This is a genomic window from Phycisphaeraceae bacterium, from assembly GCA_020851465.1.
GTDB lineage: Bacteria > Planctomycetota > Phycisphaerae > Phycisphaerales > Phycisphaeraceae > JADZCR01.
This window is the reverse complement of record JADZCR010000006.1, coordinates 349324-366544: the sequence shown is the minus strand read 5'-3', so window position 1 is coordinate 366544 and position 17221 is coordinate 349324. Positions and strand designations below refer to the sequence as shown.

The following is a 17221-nucleotide window of genomic DNA, read 5'->3' as shown; positions in this document are numbered from 1 at the left end:
ATGCCCAAACTCAGCCCCTACGAATTGGAACACTTTCACCGCGAGGGATACCTCGTCGGGAAAAATATCATTCCCCCCAGCTACATCTACGAGTTGCAGGCTGAACTGACGCAGCTCATCGACGCCACCGCACGGAAACTCCATCGCTACGGCTATATCACGGACCTGTGCGAAGACCTCGACTTCCTGCATCGCCTCACCGAACTGCACAAGCAGGCGAACGCCATCGTCAGCCCGATCCTCAACCACGGCTCGTTTGCCGGGCCGGCGATGTTTCGTCTGCTGACTTGTCCAGAGCTGCTTGATGTGGTCGAGCAACTCGTCGGCCCCGAAATCGAGGCGTCGAGCGTGTACCGTATCCGTCCCAAGCTGCCTTTCCGACCGGAAGGCGTTGTGCCCTGGCATCAGGATCAGGGTTACTTTCACTCGATCGCTGACGACAAGCTTGTGGTCACCTGCTGGCTGCCGCTGATGAATGCGACGGTGGAGACCGGCTGCATGGAGGTTATACCGCGCAGCCACCGACAGGGCGTTGTGCGTCATTACTGGGCGAATAACCCCGCCCCGCCGCTGACGATTCATCCCGATCACCTGCCGTGGACGACGCCCGTCCCCGTGCCAGCGGACATCGGCGATGTCGTGCTGATGACCAACCTCACGATGCACCGCTCTACCGAAAACACATCCGGCCTGATCCGCTGGGCGACTGACCTGCGCTACGAATCGACTGATGTCGGCGACTTCTATCCTTACGAAGCTGCCTTCATCGCCCGCAGCAGGAAACACCCCGAACAAGTTCTGACCGATCCTTTCAAGTTCAATGAGCTGCGCACCAAACACGTCCCCAAAGGTACAGTCGATCGAACCTGGCTCTACGAGGACAACGAGACGTTCATCAACCCGCCGAAGAAGTAGCGGCTAATCGCGTACACCGCTGCGTGCTGCCCTCGGAATCGTCGCGGTAAGTCCTGATGACTTTCACGAGTCGGTTCCACCCCCGGAAAACGTCGAAGCCGCGACGGAAGACGCCATCATGGGTCAGGTGTCGGCCGAGGCATAGGTCGGCGTGTCGTCGGCGTAGCCGTTGGCGTCGAGGGTGAAGACGCCAAACGAAAACAGATCCCGACCCTTTTTCCGCCCTCAACAAATCAAGCATGACAAGGTCTTGAAAAAATCCAGACATTGTTTTTGCAAATATTGCGACAAAAATCATGCTCGGGTGAAACATAATCAACTGATGCCCCCAGCGGCGAAAAACTCTCAGTTAAAACGTATTGCTATCGATGAATTCATGATGTAATATTGTGGCGTGTTGAGGGTTTGCCCGGTATCCGTGTGAAGCCACTCATGTTGATTCGCCGAAACCTTTTCGAAAGCTTTTTTGACGGCATTCGTCGTCACCGATTCCGCCATCGCGCATATGGCTGCGCCGGCAAACCACCTCGGAGCCAGCATTGCGGTGCCTATGTCAAGCAGCCTGCTGATGCCGGCTGATGGAACCGCATTACAGAGTCGGTGGAACTCACCGACGTGGGGATTTCAATCGACGACGAAAAACAGCGCCGTCGCGTATGCAAGTCAGACACCACTAAGCAATTTCTTTGGGGAGAAACTGAAATGAGTTTGCCGTTCACCAACCGCGTTGTTCCGAAGTCGATCACATTTGCGATTGTCGGAGCTGCGTTGAGCGTCGCTTCGTCGGCGCAGGCGACGATGTTCAACATTTACGTCTCGGACTACAACACGGGCCAGGTGTTCCAAGTGCCTGATGACTTCGGCGGCGGGACCGTCGGCGCGGGGCAGCTGTTCGCTTCGGGCTTCACCAACCCCTACGGCATAGCGACAAAAGCCGGCGACGTTTACATGAGTTCGATCGGCGACACGAATGTTTATCGCAAGGCGTCTAACGCCGGCGGCGCCGGGCAGGGAACACTTTTCGCGACCAGCACGGTGACGACGATATACGCTATGACTTTTGCCGACTCAGGCAACCTGCAAGTCTCCGGCCCTTCCACGAACGTTGAAGCGTTCAACCCGTCAGGAACCTCGCTCGGATCGTACACGATCACGAACCAGTCGGCGGGAATCACTTATGTGCCGGGCGACGGCGTCTATCTCTCGGAGCTCACCTTCTTCCAGCGCATGACCGGCAGCGGCAATTCTTATGCCGACGCTACCGCGCCCGCTCTGGCCGGGGTGTCCCTTGGTGGCGTCCTCGAACAATTGGTAATGGGGCCAGACGGCAATCTGTATGTGGCGAGCTATTCCACGGACAAAACCGTATGGCGCGTGAACCCGACGACCGGCGCGACGACGGACCTGTTTCCGACGAGTCAAATCACGACTGACATCACGCGCGACATCAACCCCGTCGGCGTGATGGTCGGGCCAGACGGCAAACTGTACTTCTCCGACTTCGAATCGAGCCTGCTCTATCGCACGGATCTCGACGGCTCGAATCCTGTGATCGTGGCGAAGGGCTTTTTCGCGCCTGCGTACCTTGCGTTTGTGGAAGTGCCGGAGCCGGGGGCGATGGGGGTTCTGGGTTTGGGAGCGTTCGCACTACTCGTCAAACGACGCCGGGCCTGATGGAAAACGCGCGAGGAATAGCTTCAATCCTTCGGAGTACCCAAGGTCAGTCTTGCGTCGTCGGAGGTTGGGCAAATAGGGTCAGGAGCTATTTGACTGAAGCTGAACCAGACGCGGGGGGCACTCTTCGCGCGCTGTCGCATGTCGCTTAGGCCGGAGAGGGGTCGTCGAAGACTGCGTGCGTGGACGAGTGCGCTTCGCTCCAGATCAGAGGCCAGCGGACGTTGTGGGCCGTGTTGTGGCGCTCCACCGCACCGCTGCCGCGTTCGATCACCACGCCGATGCGGCTGTCGCGGATGTCGTTGCCCTCGATCACCACGCCGCCCTCGTTGATAATCCAGTCCCTGCCGCTCTCGGCGGCCATGCGATAGGGGAACGTGCGCCGGAAGATGATCCCGCTGTTCTGCCGGACGGCGTTGTGGCGGATCACCAGCCCCAGAATGTCGTAGCCGATCGTCGTTCCGTCGTCCGCCAGGCAGCAGGGGTTGCAAATCAACCCCGGGTGCTTGAACAGGTCCAGCGCCTCTTGGGCGTCATCAGGTGCCACCCACCCCATTTCCAGCGTGCTGTGGAGCACCTGCGTGAAGGCTGCCCCGCCCCAGACTTTCTGATTGCCCTCCAACCGAACCGACCAGATGCTGATCTGGTGACCCCGGCTGGTGTTGCCGTCCAGCACCACATCATGGGAGTTGCCCCACAACATGAGGTTTGCCCCGGTGCACCAGGTCACGTTGTCCACCAGCGTCATGCGCCGAAACGGCGGCGGCGCGGTGTAACAGACCAGACTCGTCTCGTCCGGGTCGGCGTGCCAGGGCCGATCGATCTCGATCCGGTCGCCCTCCTGCCGCACCACCGTGCGGCTTTGCCCCACGCCCCGACCGTCGAGTATTTCCACCGCTGCGCCTTCGAGACACTCTCGCGCCACTTCACCCTGTGAGTCGGAGATGACGCCCTGAGTCGGCCCGGTCATCCGCAACTTCGTAGAGGGCCACTTGGCGCTCCAGAGGTGGAAGGCGAGGCCTTCGCAATCGTTGTTGACCTGGATGTCGCCGACGTGGTTGCGGGCGGCGTGACAGTCCTCGCAGCCGTAGATGAAATAAACAAGATCACGGGCGCGATCCGAATAGCCGGTGACGCGGTTGTTCTCGAAAAGGATCTGGCTGGAGTAATTGCCCCGGATGACAGCACCGCCGCTGTCGGGGTTCGTGGCGAAATCAGCCGGCCAGGTCAGCTTTCCTATCGCGTAAAACCCGTGTCCCCCCACCCCGACGCGCAGGTCGTTGTGCGACAGCCGCGCATGGGAGCAACCGTTGAGCACGACGCACGACCCGCCGCCCCAGATCGTCGTGTCTTCGATCACCAGTCCGTCGCCGCGCAACTGCACCGCTACGATTCCGCTGTGATCCTGACCGTCCGCGCTGGAGAGCCATTTTCTCAGCCAGGCAAGGTGCTCGGGCGTGTCGATCCGCCTGGGCAGGTTGTGGCAAGGGCGCTGCTCGATATGGCAGCGGCGGATCACGATGTTGCGGGCGCGGGTGTCCGACCAGGAAAAGGGCATGCGGTGCGCCTCGGCGAAATCACGCGGCCGCCAGGTCGGCGCGACGATGGTTTTGATGGCGTAAACCGACATGATCCGCAGATCCTCGATCACAAAATCGCGGTCGCCCGTGATCATCACCGGCGCGCCCGTAGGGCCGTTGCTCCGCGGCAGCGTCAGCAGCGTGCGATTCATGCCCATGCCCCGAAGCACCGTCCGAGGCGGCATGACGATCATCTGCGTGATGGGGTACACGTTGTCCGCCAGTTGCAGCACGCCCCCGCCGCCCGCGGCCAACTCCGCCAACGCCCGCGTGAACGCTTCATCAACCGCTTGTTCGCGGTTGTGACCTTTGGCGACCAACTCAGCGATGTAGCGGTCCAGTTCGATCACCTTGTCGGGCCAGCTCTGAGCCGCCTCCACTGTGATGGAAAGCGCGTTCGACCAGCCGCGTTCTCCGCCTAGCGTGTTATGCGCCGTCAATTCATATTCGCCCGGCGCCAAATCATGGGGAAGATTGATCCGCAGTTCATATGCGCTGGCGACATGAACGGGCAGTTCCACCACGCGGGGAGCGTCGCCCTTGCTGGCGGCTGAGCCAGAACGCACAGGACGCATCACCACGCGCACGCGATCAGCACCGGGAAGCAGACCGCCATAGCTGACGGGCTTCTGCGGATCGATGGTTGGATAATCGCGGACATCCACGAGACACCGGCCCACGACGCACAACACACCGCCCGGCGCAGCGGGGAGCGGCGTCGCCCAGTCGAGCCGCGGACGATTGGCGAACCACGGCCGGCTCATATCCGGCCGCGTCTCGCCGATGTAAATGGCGTAGATGCCGTAATCCCCCGGCGGCACATCGACCGTCAGACACTCGCCGCGCCGCTGCGCCACCGGCCACTCGACAAGTCGCACCGTTTCATCGCCGTGTACGTCGTCTCCGACGCGAGCGGCCCACACGCGGGTCGTCTCACTAGCGCCGGCTGCCGTGAGCACCGCAAAGCAGCCGGGTAACACCGGCTCCATGACATGCGTGATCGCCAGCGAAGATCGTCCTGATGAACACGGGGTGGTCATCGGAGATTCCTTCAAATGATGAACGCAATATATCAACCGCCGGATAGAGGTGCGGACACGATGCCAGACCGAGCGGAGAGTTTATTTTGTGTCAATCCTCAGCAGCCAATCGTCATCGGGAGTGCCGAGGGCAAGAAAAGTTAGGGAAAACAAGGAGAAAACGTGACGACGTGTTTGATTGCGGATGTGGTGATTGGTTTTCTGATGCGTAAATCCAACGAAATGAGAGCCGCTTCCAGGAAGGCGCGTCGGCAATCTCTGACTGCAAAGAAACATGACGAACAGTCGGCGTACGAGGTTTCAGAGTGTTCCAATTCGGGAGTACGAGGCTCCTGCCGAGTTCCAGCTCGGAAGTGCGAGGCTCCAGCCGAGTCTGATTCGTGGGTTCCAAACACGCAGGCGGCTCGACAGAGTCTCGCCCTCCCAAGACGCCCTCCCGGGATGCCATCCCAGGATGCTCTCCCAGGAGAAAACCACTCACCGCCACCCTGCGCGACACCCGGATCGGCAGAATCAAGTTTCCTATCAGCCAACCTACGCCCCCGATAACCGCGACTCGCTCCCCGACGCCTACAACCTCGCCATCGCACACTTCGTTTTCGTCGATACACCTATCGGCGAGATAAATAACGAAGAAGTCTCGGGCACCGGCTTCCTGTAGCTGCGCGTGAAGTCAACAGCAATGCGGCGGGCCTCGTTCAATACGTCCACGTTGCCGCGGGGTACGACGTCTTTTGCGGGCCCCAGTAAAACGTCGCCCAGTATCCCGTAATGCGCGAGCACGGTGGCAGCTCGCGCCCGACCACCGTGCCGTCGTTGAGTAGTGCGTTATTCACAAACGAGTGGATGTTTCCAAAAAAACTGCCCCGCCCGCCGTACCACGGGAATTGCGCCAGGTTCGAGCCTGACGAGCGCCCCTCGGCGATGATAGGCTCGCGCGTCATGCCGAACTCGTGTGCCTTCCAAGCGGTGGCGTTTCTCACCTTCCAGACGGTGCTGAAGTCGCTCCAGTTACCCAAGCTGACGGCGGTGTAGCTCGGCCAATAGTAATTGCCGAGTGTGCCCGACGCCCACCAGTCCCCGTACGGGCGCACACCGTCAGTGGAGGGGCACCGAAAGATCTTCATCTGACGCCACCCGACCGTGCCTGACGCCGCCACCGTAGTCTGAAAGTTGGGCCAGACCCAGCTGGTCGTACTGACGGCCCCCAGATAGGTGGAAATCCGCTGCATCCAGTCAGCGCTGAATTCGTTGCTCATGACGGTCACCAGATCGAGCCGCTTCCCGTCGTTGTTGTACGCGCTGATCGCAATATATTTTTGACGCAGGTTGGATTTACAAACGACCACACGCGCGACGTCTCTGGCGGCCGCAATGGCGGGGAGCAACATCGCGATCAGCAACGCGATGATCGAGATCACCACGAGCAATTCCACCAGCGTAAATGCGCGTGCCTTCGTCCGCTCGTCATGCAGTCTTGTCAACCGATGAGTGGCTTCCATCAAGTCAAAAACTCCAACAGAAGCTTATTCCCGTTTGCGACGGAGCAGCGTCAACAAGCCCCCGATGCCCAGCAGCGCCAGGCTCGCAGGCTCCGGTACTGTGATGGTGAGCGTGGGTGCCAAAGACATATCATTCTCGGCTGCTGCACCTTCCTTGCTATAGAGGGACAAGCGCTGGTTACCCTGATTGGTCACGCTCTCTTGATCGCTCACCAGCAGGATGCCGGCATTATCGCTGCCGCTGTTGGCCTGCCAATTCTGGATCAGACTCGTAAGGCTAGCTGGGGTTCCGGCAAAGGTAAACGTGATCGTCCCGCTGTTTTTATTGACACCCGAGAGGGTAGCCAACGCGGTGGAATCAAAACCGTTACCCGCATCGTTACTGACATCCCCCAAGCCGCCGCCGCCGTTCCACGAAGTCGATGGTGCCGCCAGACGGTTCCATGTCGATTCGCCCGTGGTGGCTGCTGCGGCAGGTTGTTTGCTACCTTCCACCCAGGCAGCATTGTTACTGTCGATCTGGTAGAGAGAAAGCGTGTGATTGACGTTTGTTGCACTGGTTGTCAAGACGTCAAAGGTGAGCTTAATGCTGGTGACCTGCGAGCCAACCGGCAGGCTGACGCCGCTGACATCAAAGCGCAAGAGGGAGCGTACAGGACCTATTACGCCAGCGGTATTAAAATAACCAGCTTGAACTGTAGGACCAGCCCCCCAGTTGCGATCGGCCCAGTGCGAAGGTGGTGCCTGAGAAGCCACCATGACATTGTCATCGCTGGGCGTGATGTTGTAGATCGTGTCGGCGTGAGCCAAAGGAGTTGTAAACGGCAGCAATAAGCCTAGCGCCAAAGCCGGTAAAACGACACCGGGTGAAGTCATCTGCATCATGTTTCTCCCTAAGAAATCGAGCTAACCGTGAACACGTCTTACGAAGGTTTCTTCCTGAAATGAGCAAGTAAATCGTTTCTAATAGACTCCGATAACGCTCCGTAGCGATCTACTGACAAAGCCACTATACCACGTCATTTGGCGATGTCGAGTATTTTACTGACAACGCCACCATACCACACCATTTGGCGATGTCGAGTATTTTTTCGATTTTTGCAAAAGAACGTGAATAATGCCGAAAAACGCAACAAATCGTGGCGCTTAGTAGACCCTGTGATGTGCTGACTTGACTTTTGGAGTTGTACGCCGTGGCGTTGGGATAATTGCGTCATATTGCGGTGGTAGCAGGCGAGGGCTTCAGTTTGTTCCAGCCCGGGAGTACGAGGCTCCAGCGTGTTCCATTCCGGGAGTACGAGGCTCCAGCGTGTTCCAGTCCGGGAGTACGAGGCTCTTGCCGAGACTGATTCGTGGGTTCCAAACACGCGGGCGGCTCGACAGAGTCTCGCCCTCCCAAAACGCCCTCACAGGATGCCCTCCCGGGAGGTAACCACTCTCCGCCATCCCACACAACGCTAGGTCCGGCAGAATCAAGAAGGCTCGACAGAGTCTCGCCCTCCCAAAACGCCCTCACAGCACGCCCTCCCAAGATGTCACCCCAAGATGTTTCCCAGGATGCTCTCCCAGGAGGTAACCAATCACCGCACCATACGCGACACCCGGATCGGCAGAGTCAAATTTCCTACCAGCTACTATTGTCACTCGTAAAACGGAATGGTAGGCTAACCTCTAGTTGACGTAGCGAGCGGCTTCAAATAAGGTTTTTTACCTACGTTTTCGATTTAACGTCTTGCTGATTTTTTCTAATTACGCTGGCCGACTTATCAAAACGAGACCACGGTTAGCCAGCAGCCAATCGTCATCGGGAGTGCCGAGGGCAAGAAAGGTTAGGAAAATAAGGAGCAAACGTGATGGCATATTTGATTGCGGACGCGGTGGGTGGTCTTCTGATGCGTAAACCCAACGGAATGAAAGCTGCTTCCAGGAAGGCACGTCAGCAATCTCTGAGTGCAAAGAAACATGACGAACAGTCGTAGCGCGAGGTTTCAGCGTGTTTCGGTGTGGGAGTACGAGGCTCCAGCGTGTTCTAGTACGGGAGTACGAGGCTCCTGCGTGTTCCAGTACGGGAGTACGAGGCTCCTGCGTGTTCCAGTCCGGGAGTGCGAGGCTCCTGCCGAGTCTGATTCGTGGGTTCCAAACACGCAGACGGCTCGACAGAGTCTCGCCCTCCCAAGACGCCCTCCCAGGATGCCATCCCAGGATGCTTCCCAGGATGCTTCCCAGGACGCCCTCCCGGGAGATAACCACTCACCGCCACGCCACGCGACACCCGGATCGGCAGAATAATTTCTCCTATCGGCTTTCCTATCAGTAATGGAGCCTGTCATGCACAACCCTTCTTCTGCATCACGCAGGCTTTCCCACGCGTTCACACTGGTCGAACTACTCGTGGTCATCGCCATCATTGCGCTCCTCATCGCATTACTGCTTCCCGCGCTGGCGCAGGCTCGCGAGGCCGCGCGAAACGTCATCTGCCTCTCCCGCATGCGTCAGACCTCGACGCTGATGATGCCTTATCAGCAGGACTTTCGTTGCATGCTGCCCTGGGCCATCAGCCGCTACGCCTCCCCCACGACACATACCAACGACATGTCGTTTAAATTTCTCTCCGACGCAGGATACCTCGATTCCTATGGCAGCCTGATCGGACCGCAGAGTTATCACAACCTCAACGCATGGAACGCGACGTGGGCCAACACGCGGATCCGCCCGCGTTCGATTTTTGCGTGTCCCTCCGCGGTCAGCTACGGCAGCGGCCCTCCGTATTACCTGCTCTCCCAATCGCCGTTTTACTCGGGTTGGAATCGATATAAACAAAACATCAAAGACGGTATCGTCGAGTTCGACGCGCCGCACTGGCAGCCGCCGCTCCCAACGGGTGTGCCCAGCTCGGCAAAGTCCGGCCCGTGGGTGATGCCACGCTCCTATTCCATCGGCCACAACATGAGCCGCTACCGGTTCCAAAACGTCGGCGGATTCAACCAATACTGGTACTACCCCAAGCAAGAAGCCGACCGGCCCGATCAGGGCTTCCTCTTCGAATACTCCCAGCGGATCGACCACGTCGGCGTGCAGGGCGGGCCTCAGCTGGCGGACCTGTGGTCGCACGGCGGGCCGACCAGTGATGTCAACAACCCCTTCTGGGGCTGGCCCTGGCTGATCCCCCATTTCAACGCCGAGTCAACCAACTTCATCCGCGTCGATGGAAGCGGCGGCGGGCTCAGGTCAACATTCTTCGGCAAACCCACACCCGAGTCCAAGCTGCCGTTCACGTTCTGATCACACTCCCGATCGGCGAGCCATGGATTCACACATCCCCGACTTTCCCGGCGCACGCGTGATATGACGCACGCTTTTGCTCTGCAATACCCGGCCTCAGTCACCGAAGAACCGCCATAGCGGAATCGCGCGTCATCAACCGCTGGCCCGAAGGCTCCAAACAAAACGGCTTCGCAAACCCCGACGAAAAACCAACGGTCGGCAAATCCGCCAACTCAGCACAACACTCGGCCCGGAAGAATCAAGTTTCCTATCAGCTACTGTTGTCGGCTGGCGGCTCGACAGAGTCTCGCCCTCCCAGGATGCTTCCCAGCAGGCGGCTCGACAGAGTCTCGCCCTCCCAAGACGCCCTCCCAGGATGCCCTTCCAGGATGCCCTTCCAGGAGATAACCACTCACCGCCCCCCCCCGCGCAACACCCGGCTTGGCAGAATCAAGTTTCCTATCAGCCAACCTACCCCCACGATAACCGCTACTTGCTCCCCGACGCCTACAACCTCGCCCTCGCACACTTCGTTTTCGTCGACGCATCTATCGGTGAGAAAACCAGTGAAGTACGAGGCTCCAGCGTGTTCCAGTCCGGGAGTGCGAGGCTCCTGCCGAGTTTCTGTTCGGGAGTGCGAGGCTCCTGCCGAGTCTGATTCGTGGGTTCCAAACACGCAGGCGGCTCGACAGAGTCTCGCCCTCCCAAGACGCCCTCCCAGGATGCCCTCCCAGGATGCCCTCCCGGGATGCCCTCCCGGGAGGTAACCACTTACCGCCACCCCGCGCAACATCCGGCTTGGCAGAACCAAGTTTTCTATCAGCTTATGAATTAGAAACATCTAAATTGTTTGATTTTTTTATTTTTACTGTTGTCATTCGTAAAAAGTAGTGGTAGGCTAACCTCAAGTTGACATAGTAAACTGATTTAAATAAGGTTTTTTAGGTACGATTGTGAGTTAACGTCGCGCTGATTGTTTTATTGAAGCTGGCTGACTGTATCAAAACAAGACCACGGTTAGCTGGCAGCCAATCGTCATTGGGAGTGCCGAGGGCAAGAAGGGCTAGGAAAAACGAGGAGAAAACGTGATGTCATATTTGATTGCGGATGTGGTGATTGGTTTTCTGATGCGTAAATCCAACGGAATGAGAGCCGCTACCAGGAAGGCGCGTCAGCATTCTCTGACTGCAAAGAAACATGTCGAACAGTCTGAGTGCGAGGCCTCAGCGTGTTCCAGCTCGGGAGCGCGAGATTTCAGCTTGTACCAGTGCGGGAGTACGAGGCTCCTGCCGAGTCTGATTCGTGGGTTCCAAACACGCAGACGGCTCGACAGAGTCTCGCCCTCCCGGAAGCAGCTCAATAGAGTCTCGACATCCCGGAAGCAGGCGGCTCGACAGAGTCTCGCCCTCCCAGGCGGTGATTGTCACCATCCCTTGGGTAGTTGCCGCCCGTCTGCGGGGATCATTGCTGGTTTGGAAGCTCGCTATTTCTATCCTATCAGCCGCAAACTCCAGCTGGCGGTGATGATACTGGCGGCAATGCTGCTGCCCGCCCTTTTCGCCGAGCAAACTCAGGCTGCGACGATCGAGGCTTGGGGCCGTAACATCAACGGCATCCTCAGCGTTCCGTCCGGCGACGATTTTGTGGCCCTCGCGGGCGGGGCAACTTCAGGCATTGCTCTGCGATCTGATGGCTCCATCGCTGCCTGGGGCACCAATGGCGCGGGTGGAAAAATCACCAACAAGCCGACCGGAACAGGCTATACCGCCATCGCGAACAGCAGCTACCACGGTTTTGCCCTTGCATCCAACGGCTCGATCACAGTCTGGGGCGACGACTCGTTCAGCCTGAAAACTAATGCTCCCACCGGAACCGGCTACACCGACATCGCGGCGGCTGCGAATAACGCCTATGCCATCGACTCCAGCGGTGCGATCCATGCCTGGGGCGACAATGGCTATGGCCAGGTCTCGAATGCCCCCACGGGAACCGGCTTCGTAGCTGTTGCCGCAGGCATTCAAAACGGCTATGCCCTCAAGTCCGATGGTTCGCTCGCTGCCTGGGGTCGCAACTATGCCGGCGCTCTGACCGTTCCGTCCGGCAATGACTTCGTGGCGGTCACGGCGGGCGGATATCAGATAGCCTTTGCCTTGAGGTCCAACGGCTCGATAGCCGCATGGGGCAGCAATACCGATAATCTGGTTACCGATACGCCGACCGGAACCGGCTTCGTCACTGTTGGCGTCGGCGGGGTAACGGGAATAGCAGCCGCTTACGCTGTAAAAAGCGACGGCACGCTCGCCGCATGGGGCGATGACACGTACGGCCAGGTTTCCAACACGCCCACTGGCAACAATCACATCGCTGTCGCAGGGGATAACTACAATGGCTACGCGCTGGTTGAGGTTCCCGAACCGGCTTCCGTGGTACTGCTCCTGGGCGGCTCGCTGCTGATGCTCCGCAGGCGCACGCCCCGCTCAGCCTGATGATCGCTGCCTATCAGCTCATGTCCGGCTGTATCTCGCCGACGTCAATGGCGCAGATGCCATAGTCCTTTTGCGGCACTTCGACCGTCAGATACGCCTTGCACCGGTGCGCTGCTGGCCACTCGACGATGAGCCGTTGCATCTTGCCGTCTTGCGCGCCGGTTGCGACACGGGTTGCCCGCTGGCATAAAACGTCAGTGAGCGGTCGAGTCGGAGTGTTGTCGATGTGTTCCGAGTGATGCAACCGCTGAAGATGCGGGCAGCTCTTTCCTTCCGCGGAAAGTTTCCCCTACAATCGAATATTCACTTTGAGGAGTACCCGTGACCGCAGGCGCAGTGACATCTCGGAAGCTGGACCTCGACGCCATTGACCGCCAACTCGCGGATCAATCCGCCAACGAAGTGATCCGCTGGGCGGCTGATACCTTCCGCGAAGGGCTGGTGATGACTTCGAGCTTCGGGGCGGAAGCAACCCTGATGCTCCACCTTGTCAATCAGATCCTGCCGGGGATTCCCGTCATCACGATTGATACCGGCTACTTTTTCCCGGAAACCTATCGTTTCATGGAGGAGATGAAGAATCGCTTTCACTTGAATCTCAAGGTTTACCAGTCGCCGATCAGCCCCGCCCGCATGGAGGCACTGGAAGGGAAGCTCTGGGAGGCTGGCAGCGAAGGCATCACCCGGTACAACCAGATCCGCAAGGTCGAACCGATGGAGCGCGCCATCCGTGAGCTGGGTGTCAAGTCGTGGCTGGCCGGCCTGCGTGCCGATCAAACCCAATTCCGCTCCTCGCTGCGCCGTGTCGAAGTTCGCTCCGACGGCGTTTACAAGATTCACCCGATCCTCAAGTGGACCACCAGGGACATCTACGAGTATTTCAAGAAACACGACATGCTTGAGTGGGCCTACAACCCGCTCTATCACCAGGGCTACGCTTCGATCGGCGATGTCCACTCGACCCTGCCGATCACCGCAGGGATGAACGCTCGCGACGGTCGCTTTCTGGGTCTTAAGCAGGAGTGCGGCCTGCACCTGCCCGCCAGCAATGAAGAAGAATCCAGCCGCACCGGCAGCGATTTGTAGCAACGGCCCGCTGGCCAATCATCACGGCTGCGCCTCCACCCGTCCCAAATCGTCAGGGCATGATCTCAACGCTGCTCTTGCCCTCAAAGAGCATGGAATAAACCTGCTCGATGTCCGGGTCATTCAGACGGATGCAGCCCATCGACATCTGCTGACCGATGGATTCAGGCTGGATCGTGCCGTGGATTCCGTAGCCGCGGACAGCCTGAGTTCGTGTGTCCGCACCCTGGAGCGCCAGCCAGTATTTGCCGATCGGATTTTTGGGATCACCCGGAGCGAAGGATTCGCCCGTGCGAGGGTTGGTCCACCCGCCGCCCTGCACTTTGCCGCCGGGCTTGATGACGAACGCGCCTTCAGGCGTTGAGTTCTGCTCTCCCAGGCCGACTGCGAAACTGCGAACGTAAACTTTTTTCCCGTCCGCGCCGGTCAGAAACAGGTCCATGCGGAAATCCCGTTTGTGAATCACTGCGTGGAACGGCCCCTGAATGATCTTGATCCGCTGCCCCGCCCGGAGTTTGGGAGCTTCAATGCCGTTGATCTGTTCGATGAACCGGTAAGGCACCTTGTATTCGTTGGCGATCCGAATCAAGCGATCACCCGCTTCCACGGTGTAGAGCTTTGCGAATGGATCGTTGGTCACGACATCCTTGGAAAAGACCAGCCGTGCGTTGACGGAAGCGAGCGTCTCACGGATGACCTCCGCATCGTCAGCATTGGTGCTGGGGGAAAGCAGCACATCGCTCAGGGCAGCACGACCTTCAATGAGCTTGCCGTCTTCAATGAGCTTCATGCCCGCGCCCGCAGCGGTGGCGGGATTGCGGAGCGAACTCGTGGCAGAGGTTGTCGTCGCGGTGCTCGGTGCGGACGTGGTTGCAGGTGGAGCGATGCCATTGGAGCCTGCGGGAGCTGATACGGCTGCGCCAGCCTGGGTCGGGATTCGAGCAGGCGTTTGAGCGGGCGACGGCGAGGGAGCCGGCGGATGACGAACGACATCCAGACGCTGTGTCGGGACCGCTGCCGCAACCGGTTGAGCCGGCGAGTTTGCCGCCTGCGCTCCAGCCGGGGCGGTGACGCGATCCTCGATCAGCCACCAGATGATGCCCGCCAGCCCGACACATCCGGCAAAAAGAGCGATCCAAATCCAGGGTGAGCGGCGTGAGCCGGTGTCGGCTGCGAAACCGGCACGACGTGGGGCGGAGTTACGGATACTTTGCGAGGCCAGGGCCATGACTTTTCCTCTAGTGTTCGTGGAGGAACCTGCCGGCCTCCGGGCGCGGCAAGTCCCGCATTCTAGATCGGGTAACGCAGGGAAATTGCTTCAGAAGTCGAAACAGCGAACGACCAGAACCACCCTGAGGCTGCGTCACCGCGGTCTGAAGGCCGCGATCATCTCCGCAGGAATCCGACGCGGCCTGCCTGTCTTGAGATCGAGGTAAATCCACGTCGTCACCGCCCGTGCCAGCGTCACACCATCGTTGAGACGAATGATCTGATGCTGCCTCATCGCCGTGAAACGATCCATCTCACCCGGCCAGGTCGCATCGACGATTTTCTGCCCAAGAAAGGCCGGCGCGAGGTACTCCACCTCATGACGACGAACGACAAAGCTGGCTCCGAGCTGCTGATATGCCGCCCAATCGTAACCCACCGCGCACGAGTGGGCGAAAGCCGCCCGATCCATCCACTGAACATAGACGGCATTGTTTACGTGTCCCTGTCCGTCAATCGCCTCCGGCTGGACCGTCGTTTCGTAAACGAAGCAATCAGGCTGGTCGAACGAGATCAGCCTGCCCGCGTCATCACGCAGGGATTGATGCTGCGGGTCCCCTGCTGCCATCACCGGGTTTCTCCCGCTTCACCGCTGGTAATGGCGAACTCAGGGCGGTCCAGATCAAGGAGGTAATCCCACGAATAGATGCCCGTGTCGTGGCCGTCGGAAAAAATAATTCGGATCGCGTAGTTGCCGACCAGTTCCGCGCCGGTGGCGGTCAGTGGTGCGTCCGAGCCGGTCGATGCAGGCAGAACCGTCAACGGATTTCTGGCCATTTCTTCGCGGAGATGCCGGGCGTCGGCAGAGGGAGACATTTTCCGCAGGTAACTGATGGGATAAAAGCTCGCCCGGCCGTCCGGCCAATACACCCCCAGACCGCGTTCCTTTTTAAGATCGAGCCGCACAGGTCGAATGACATTCGCTTCACTCATACGGACATCATAGAGCCAAGTGAGCAACCAATGGTCGCAGTTTAATGGCGGGGTTGCTCACGGATTGTTGGTGCGCGGCCGAGGTTCCGTTGAACTTTTCTTCAATGAGGCGAGGTATTCGGCGATCTTCGCTTCGTAACCGCGCGGCGTGGGGATGTAGTACGTTCGATCGACACCAAGATAATCCTGCTCGACATAACCCGTCGCGCTGTCGTGTGCGTATTTGTACCCCGTCGCATTTCCCAGACGCTTGGCACCGGCATAGTGGCCGTCACGCAGGTGACGGGGAACGGGAATGGTCCGCCCTTCCTTCGCGTCTTTCATCGCTGCCGATATCGCCACCGTCGAGGCATTGCTCTTGGGCGCGGTAGCCATGTAAATCACCGCCTGCGCCAGCGTCAGTTGGCATTCCGGCAGGCCGATGCGCTCGGTGATGTCATAGGCCGCGGAAGCGACCATGATCGCTCGCGGGTCCGCATTGCCGATGTCTTCACTGGCCAGAATCGCAATCCGCCTTGCGATGAAGCGGGGATCCTCCCCTGCTGCAAGCATCCGCGCCAGCCAGTAAACCGCCGCATCAGGATCGCTTCCGCGCATCGACTTGATCAGTGCCGAGGCTGCGTCGTAATGCTCGTCACCCGTCGGGTCATAGACGACCGCCTTCTGCTGGATCGATTGCTCCGCCACGTTCAGGTCGATAAGGATCGGCTCCGACTTTTTCACGTCATGGTCGGACGGCTCGTTCGTCGCAGCGGCCGGACGGGTCGAGCCGGTTGAGCCTTCACTGACGACGGCAATTTCCAGCGCGGTCAACGCCCGCCGTGCGTCACCATCGCAGATACGCGCCAGGAATGCGAGGGCGTCATCCGTGATCCGCACATTCATGCTGCCGAAGCCCCGCTGTTCATCCGCAATCGCGCGACGGATGACCTGCGTGATCTCCTCCTCGGACAGCGCTTGAAACTGAAAAATCTGCGACCGACTGACCAGCGGCGAGTTGATCGCAAAAAACGGATTCTCTGTCGTCGCACCGATGAGCGTGATGATGCCTCGCTCCACGTCGCCCAGCAGCACGTCCTGCTGTGCCCGATTGAATCGGTGTATTTCATCGAGAAAGAAAATCGTCCGCACGCCGTCGGCTTCGAGCCGTTTTCGTGCGTCGTCGAGCACTTCACGCACCTCACGGACGCCGATGGCAGCCGCGTTGGCGCGCTCGAATCGTCGGCGTGTGTACTGGGCGATCAATTCCGCCAGCGTTGTCTTTCCGGTACCCGGCGGGCCGTAGAAAATGACGCTGGAGATGCGATCCGCTTCCAGCATCCGTCGCAGGAGTTTGCCGGGGCCGAGGAAATGCTGCTGGCCGACGAACTCATCGAGCGTGCGCGGCCGCATCCGCACCGCCAGCGGTTCGGCTGACTTGCGGCGTTCCTCTTTCTGTCGATCCCAAAGCCCGGCCATGAAAGGATGATAAC

14 protein-coding genes are annotated in these 17221 nt (G+C 59.2%); 6 read left to right on the top strand and 8 right to left on the bottom strand.

From position 1 onward, the window contains the following. Positions 1 to 915: a phytanoyl-CoA dioxygenase family protein gene (locus IT444_08030; GenBank protein ID MCC7192714.1), complete on the top strand. Its 915-nt coding sequence runs from the start codon at positions 1 to 3 to the stop codon at positions 913 to 915. A gap of 600 nt (positions 916 to 1515) precedes the next feature. After that, complete coding sequence (locus IT444_08025) at positions 1516 to 2589, top strand: PEP-CTERM sorting domain-containing protein (protein ID MCC7192713.1); 1074 nt, start codon at positions 1516 to 1518, stop codon at positions 2587 to 2589. Between the two features lie 148 nt (positions 2590 to 2737). Here the strand turns inward: IT444_08025 and IT444_08020 are convergent, their stop codons facing one another. After that, entirely contained in the window at positions 2738 to 5209 is a 2472-nt protein-coding gene (locus tag IT444_08020) for a hypothetical protein (GenBank protein MCC7192712.1), read from the bottom strand. A 454-nt stretch (positions 5210 to 5663) separates the two neighbouring features. Here IT444_08020 and IT444_08015 point away from each other — a divergent pair, with 454 nt between their 5' ends. Further along, the gene (locus tag IT444_08015) at positions 5664 to 5870 is read left to right on the top strand and encodes a hypothetical protein (protein ID MCC7192711.1); all 207 of its coding nucleotides are present in this window, start codon (positions 5664 to 5666) and stop codon (positions 5868 to 5870) included. 37 nt (positions 5871 to 5907) lie between these two features. Here the strand turns inward: IT444_08015 and IT444_08010 are convergent, their stop codons facing one another. Next, a complete protein-coding gene (locus IT444_08010; GenBank protein ID MCC7192710.1) occupies positions 5908 to 6711 on the bottom strand; it encodes a type II secretion system protein in 804 nt (267 codons plus the stop codon). A gap of 24 nt (positions 6712 to 6735) precedes the next feature. Then, entirely contained in the window at positions 6736 to 7596 is an 861-nt protein-coding gene (locus IT444_08005) for a PEP-CTERM sorting domain-containing protein (GenBank protein MCC7192709.1), read from the bottom strand. 1443 nt (positions 7597 to 9039) lie between these two features. Here IT444_08005 and IT444_08000 point away from each other — a divergent pair. Continuing rightward, positions 9040 to 9993, top strand: a complete 954-nt coding sequence (locus IT444_08000; protein MCC7192708.1) for a prepilin-type N-terminal cleavage/methylation domain-containing protein — start codon at positions 9040 to 9042, stop codon at positions 9991 to 9993. A 1454-nt stretch (positions 9994 to 11447) separates the two neighbouring features. After that, positions 11448 to 12461, top strand: coding sequence for a PEP-CTERM sorting domain-containing protein (locus tag IT444_07995; GenBank protein MCC7192707.1), 1014 nt, complete (start codon positions 11448 to 11450; stop codon positions 12459 to 12461). Between the two features lie 13 nt (positions 12462 to 12474). Here IT444_07995 and IT444_07990 read toward each other — a convergent pair whose 3' ends face one another. Continuing rightward, a complete protein-coding gene (locus IT444_07990) occupies positions 12475 to 12705 on the bottom strand; it encodes a hypothetical protein (GenBank protein MCC7192706.1) in 231 nt (76 codons plus the stop codon). Between the two features lie 77 nt (positions 12706 to 12782). Between IT444_07990 and IT444_07985 the strand changes: the two genes are divergently transcribed. Beyond that, positions 12783 to 13547 (top strand): phosphoadenylyl-sulfate reductase, encoded by a 765-nt coding sequence (locus IT444_07985; GenBank protein ID MCC7192705.1) that lies wholly within the window; start codon positions 12783 to 12785, stop codon positions 13545 to 13547. Positions 13548 to 13599: 52 nt separating this feature from the next. On the opposite strand, the gene IT444_07980 is transcribed toward IT444_07985, so the two are convergent. The 4 genes from IT444_07980 to IT444_07965 form a co-directional block, all read right to left on the bottom strand. Then, positions 13600 to 14775 carry a L,D-transpeptidase family protein gene (locus IT444_07980; GenBank protein MCC7192704.1) on the bottom strand — a complete coding sequence of 392 codons (1176 nt, stop codon included), beginning with the start codon at positions 14773 to 14775 and terminating at the stop codon, positions 13600 to 13602. A 135-nt stretch (positions 14776 to 14910) separates the two neighbouring features. Continuing rightward, the gene (locus tag IT444_07975) at positions 14911 to 15384 is read right to left on the bottom strand and encodes an acyl-CoA thioesterase (protein MCC7192703.1); all 474 of its coding nucleotides are present in this window, start codon (positions 15382 to 15384) and stop codon (positions 14911 to 14913) included. Continuing rightward, complete coding sequence (locus IT444_07970) at positions 15384 to 15749, bottom strand: DUF971 domain-containing protein (GenBank protein ID MCC7192702.1); 366 nt, start codon at positions 15747 to 15749, stop codon at positions 15384 to 15386. The genes IT444_07975 and IT444_07970 overlap by 1 nt, the downstream gene beginning before the upstream one ends. A gap of 57 nt (positions 15750 to 15806) precedes the next feature. Beyond that, positions 15807 to 17207 carry a replication-associated recombination protein A gene (locus tag IT444_07965; GenBank protein ID MCC7192701.1) on the bottom strand — a complete coding sequence of 467 codons (1401 nt, stop codon included), beginning with the start codon at positions 17205 to 17207 and terminating at the stop codon, positions 15807 to 15809. Positions 17208 to 17221: the final 14 nt, after the last annotated feature.